General features: G+C 44.2%; 6 protein-coding genes. 5 read left to right on the forward strand and 1 reads right to left on the reverse strand.

What is annotated here, in order from left to right; genetic code table 11:
• The first annotated feature begins 117 nt into the window (after window positions 1–117).
• Window positions 118–1,080, forward strand: a complete 963-nt coding sequence (locus KDK67_RS13585; protein WP_250869396.1) for an inorganic phosphate transporter — start codon at window positions 118–120, stop codon at window positions 1,078–1,080.
• A 60-nt stretch (window positions 1,081–1,140) separates the two neighbouring features.
• Here the strand turns inward: KDK67_RS13585 and KDK67_RS13590 are convergent, their stop codons facing one another.
• Window positions 1,141–1,368 carry a hypothetical protein gene (locus tag KDK67_RS13590; protein WP_250869397.1) on the reverse strand — a complete coding sequence of 76 codons (228 nt, stop codon included), beginning with the start codon at window positions 1,366–1,368 and terminating at the stop codon, window positions 1,141–1,143.
• A 98-nt stretch (window positions 1,369–1,466) separates the two neighbouring features.
• On the opposite strand from KDK67_RS13590, the gene KDK67_RS13595 reads away from it, so the two are divergent.
• The 4 genes from KDK67_RS13595 to KDK67_RS13610 form a co-directional block, all read left to right on the forward strand.
• Entirely contained in the window at window positions 1,467–1,715 is a 249-nt protein-coding gene (locus KDK67_RS13595) for a thioredoxin family protein (protein WP_338101273.1), read from the forward strand.
• Window positions 1,716–1,774: 59 nt separating this feature from the next.
• Window positions 1,775–2,956 carry an O-phospho-L-seryl-tRNA:Cys-tRNA synthase gene (gene pscS, locus KDK67_RS13600; protein ID WP_338101274.1) on the forward strand — a complete coding sequence of 394 codons (1,182 nt, stop codon included), beginning with the start codon at window positions 1,775–1,777 and terminating at the stop codon, window positions 2,954–2,956.
• Complete coding sequence (locus tag KDK67_RS13605; protein ID WP_250869400.1) at window positions 2,953–3,960, forward strand: DUF169 domain-containing protein; 1,008 nt, start codon at window positions 2,953–2,955, stop codon at window positions 3,958–3,960. The genes pscS and KDK67_RS13605 overlap by 4 nt, the downstream gene beginning before the upstream one ends.
• A gap of 183 nt (window positions 3,961–4,143) precedes the next feature.
• Window positions 4,144–4,373 (forward strand): DUF6444 domain-containing protein (locus tag KDK67_RS13610; RefSeq protein WP_250868783.1); only part of this gene is annotated, 230 nt, incomplete at its 3' end.

The following is a 4,373-nucleotide window of genomic DNA, read 5'->3' on the forward strand; positions in this document are numbered from 1 at the left end:
CCCACTGCTATATAACAAATTCACATTCATTTGCTATATAGTTACTTCGAGTGTGAGATGGAAAATCAACATATATAAATGAATTGAAGTGACAATATTGAAAGGAGCTACTAATAAATGATCATAGCACTGGCTGCAATAGCATCTGCGATCTTCATGGGGATCAACATTGGCGGGAACAATGCAGCAGCAGCTATGGGAGCAGCTTATGGTGCAAGAGCCCGTACTAAAAGACAGGCAGTAATATTAATAGCTGTTTTTTCCCTGCTTGGTGCAGTACTCAGCGGCGAGGATGTTATCAGGACGCTTGGTGAAGGAATAGTACCTGGCAACACGATCACACTTGTAGCAGCTATTATTGCAACCAGTGCAGCTGCGATCAGCCTATTCATCGGGAACGTACTGAAGGTTCCGATATCTGCGAGCCAGTCAGCTGTGGGAGCGATCGTCGGAATTGGCATATTCTACGGGATACTCGATGTTCAACTGCTATCAAAGATAGTTGGATGGTGGATAGCTACCCCGATAATTGCATTTGTACTTGCTTACCTTTCCGGGAAATATATTCACCCCAGACTTGTTGTCTGGCTTGTCGAACATGAATCGGAAGCACAGATCAGAAGCACTATTAAGAAGCTTCTGATAGTATCCGGCTGTTATGTTGCCTATTCAGCAGGTGCAAATAATGCGGCCAATGCAGTTGGACCTCTGGTAGGAGCAGGATTCATGGAGCCGGCAACAGGAGCCATAGTCGGAGGGCTTACACTTGGCATTGGAGCGATATTGATAGGCGGTCGTATTCTCGAGACAGTCGGGACGGAGATTGCAGAGATCTGTACCATTCGTGCGATATTCATTGAAGCCATCGCAGCAATTATTGTGCACAGTGCTTCTATTGCAGGCATACCTGTTGCACTGGGTCAGTTAGTGCCGGCAGCAGTTATTGGCATAGGCTGCGCTAACAAAGGGTTTGCCACAATGAACAATAAGACAGTAAGACGTATTGTAGTCATGTGGGTCACGTCACCACTATTGGCAGGTCTGATAGCATATTCGGCCATCAGGCTTGTTTATTTATAAAAAAGAAGAGAAAAATAGATGCAAATTCCAGATATATGTCCCATAATATTAGTGAGATGTTCATCTGGGATTTTCTTTTTTAAGTGAATCTTCCGCCTTGTTCATCAGTTCTTCATTATCGTCATAGATCTTCTGTACATTATCTATTGCACGGGTCAGGCGTTTTTTCAGTATTACAAGTTCCCTGTCGGAAAGATCGTATTCAGGAACATTATCTATCCATAGTTGCTGTACTTCAATAAGAGCATCAATAGCCGACTTTGTCCTGTTAATTGTTGTGGCATCCATAGAATATCTTATATATGCAAGATATTAATAAGGTAATGGGGGAGGCAATAATTGTCATGATGCCACTTGTTATTTATCTGGCAGACAATAAGCAATAGATGACATTGATAGAACTATATTATTCTGATATTTGCATGAACTGCCATTACGTCAGGAACCAGATAATAGAAGTTCTTCCTGAAGGTGTTATGTTCAAGGAAATTAACGTCACGAGCCTTGAAGGTTCTCAAAGAGCAAAGCAACTCGGAATAGAGGAAGTACCTACTATCGCTATTAATGGAGATGTCGTGCTTATCGGGCGAGTGGAAAAGGACGAGACACGGACGGAACTTGAAGAGTTCCTGTGAATAAGAAGAAATGTATTTGATCAACAGAATCCAGGGGGAATTCCTAACTGAATCTTGATATTTATAAAAATTTGAACAGAGGTATTGAAAGCACATACATTAACCTCAACCCCATACAGAGGGGGGGAGTGCTTACCGCTGAAGCCAGAAAAGCAGCACTTGAATTTGCAGATGGTTATTCAGTTTGTGACTTCTGTTTCGAATCAAGGGTGGACCTTGTCCAGAACCCGCCTGTAAGAAACCTTACAGCAGATATTGCAGAATTCCTGAATATGGATGATGTTAGGTTCACAGCCGGATGCCGACATGCAAAATGGGCGGCCATGCACATGGTCACAGAACCCGGCGAGACTCTTGTACTGGATTCACTTGCACATTATACATCATATCTTGCAGCTGAGGCAAATCAGTTGAAAGTAGTTGAAGTGCCACATAGCGGATATCCGGAATTTATTATTGATCCAGAAGGATACGCGGAAAAGTTCGAGGAAGTTGAACGCAATACAGGATCCCTTCCGGCAATGGCACTACTGACACATGTGGATTATCGATATGGTAATGTGGCAGATGCTGCAGCCGTGGGAAAGATCTGTAAGGAGTACGGAGTTCCGTTCCTGCTGAACACGGCTTATTCTTCAGGAATAATGCCTATTGACGGCAAAAAACTTGGTGTGGACTTCCTGTGTGCTTCCGGGCATAAGAGCTGGGCAGCATCTTCCCCAATGGGAATACTCGCAACCACTTTTGAGTGGAACCAGCAGGTATTCGATAAGTCAACCATCAGGGGTGACTGGAGTGGGCGTGGTTTCACTAAAAAAGAGGTCGCTCTGTTTGGATGTTCACCTGTCTTCGGAGTTCCGGTAATGACACTGATGGCATCGTTTCCGAGTGTTGTGGAACGTGTGAAGCACTGGGATGAGGAGGTAGAGAATGCACGATACCTTGCCACACAGCTCGAGCGTATCGAAGGATTTCACCAGATGGGAGTCAAGCCTACAGAACATACACTTGTAGCATTTGAGTCCCTGCCACTCTTTGAGGCTGCCGCCAAAACCAAGAAACGAGGTTACTTCCTGTACCATGAACTAAAGAAACGAAAGATAATCGGAATACAGCCGGGTATGAGCAAGAGTTTCAAATTAAATACATTCGGACTCAGCAGAAAGCAGATCGAATACGTTGCTGATGCTTTCATTGAGATCGCAAGGAAATATAAGATACCGGTGGAGGATGAAACATGAAATACACGGAACTAACAAAACAGTTCAGGCAATTCTTCGAGTTGCCGCTTACACCGGTTGCTGTTAAGTTCAACAGCGACAATGAACCGAATATTCCACATCCGATGCGTTATTGTGAGATAGTAAGGAAAGCTGCGGCGTTCGGTACGTCTTATACCTGCTCGGCTGACGATATGTCCTGTGCAAGCGCAGAACTTGCACTTGGGTTTATCGAACCTGCTTACGGGGAGGTGTATCCAAGGGTGAAACCCGCTGATACCAAAAAGATGACCGTGGAGCCCCTTGACAAATGCGAGTTTGAACCTGATGTGGTAGTGGTTGTCGGAACCGCCAGCAAGCTCATGCGTGTGGCAGCAACGCTGTCCAAAGTGAAAGGAGACATGGTGAATGCCAGATTCAAAGGGGAATTCGCGGTCTGTGGGGAATGTACGACAATTCCTGTAATGGAGAACAAGGTTAACCTTTCCCTTTTGTGTGCCGGAGCACGCATGTTCAGCGATTACAGGAACGATGAAATAGTATTCGGATTCCCCATGGAAGCCTTTGTTGAGCTCACAGAATCACTGAAGGAAGAGAGTATCACAAAAGCGCTTTGTGGCTGTCTCATGGACGACCTGCCAGCACGTTTGGTGGAGGCTATACTGGCACTCGGATTCACGAAGGGTACGGACCATTTCCTTGGACGTTTCGGAGATGAGATAGTAAGGCTATACATCCCAAAGGATGAAAGCGGAAAGAGCTCGTCGATAACCCTGCATGTTCCTGTCAAATTCAAAGATGCGGATAATGCAAAGGGTTCAAAGGATGTGGCATCCTGCCTGTTCGAAGAACCGATGAACTATCGCCTCCGGGACAACTGGGTTGATGTGATACTACTGATCGACCTTCACGAACCTATCAGACGTGCAGCCATGAAAACTGAGAAGTTCAATGCACTTGTCAACAACGGAATAGAAGTAATGCTTGATCGTGTTGCTAAATTCAAGCGCAAGACGATACAGTGAACCAATTTTGATTTACTTTTTTTGTAACTATTCAGCCATCCTCACGTTTTTGATATAAACTTAGAATACTCAACACAATTCCATCAGTGCTTGATATTGATTTTACCAAAAAACAATATACTATGCCTCTATTTTAGTCACTCCCTGAAATTCAACCTGGTTTTACCAGGCACGAGGTGATTGATTACGAAACGCAAAGAAATCCTGGCAGTTTATGAACAAGGTCCAGAAGCAGTTGTTACTCTTGTCACCACGTTATACGACATAATTGCTGAACAACAAAAGATCATCGAGTTACAGGCTGCTAGAATAACAGAACTCGAAGAACGAGTTAAAAAATTGGAAGACCAACTCAAGAAAAACAGTCGTAATAGTAGTAAACCACCTTCGACTGATGTTTTTGTTCATGAGAA

Source organism: Methanococcoides seepicolus (assembly GCF_023684405.1).
Taxonomy (GTDB): domain Archaea; phylum Halobacteriota; class Methanosarcinia; order Methanosarcinales; family Methanosarcinaceae; genus Methanococcoides; species Methanococcoides seepicolus.

Coding starts and splice junctions, on each gene's coding strand:
- KDK67_RS13585 (WP_250869396.1), top strand. CDS start 118: ATGATCATAGCACTGGCTGCAATAGCATCTGCGATCTTCATGGGGATC.
- KDK67_RS13590 (WP_250869397.1), bottom strand. CDS start 1,368: ATGGATGCCACAACAATTAACAGGACAAAGTCGGCTATTGATGCTCTT.
- KDK67_RS13595 (WP_338101273.1), top strand. CDS start 1,467: ATGACATTGATAGAACTATATTATTCTGATATTTGCATGAACTGCCAT.
- KDK67_RS13605 (WP_250869400.1), top strand. CDS start 2,953: ATGAAATACACGGAACTAACAAAACAGTTCAGGCAATTCTTCGAGTTG.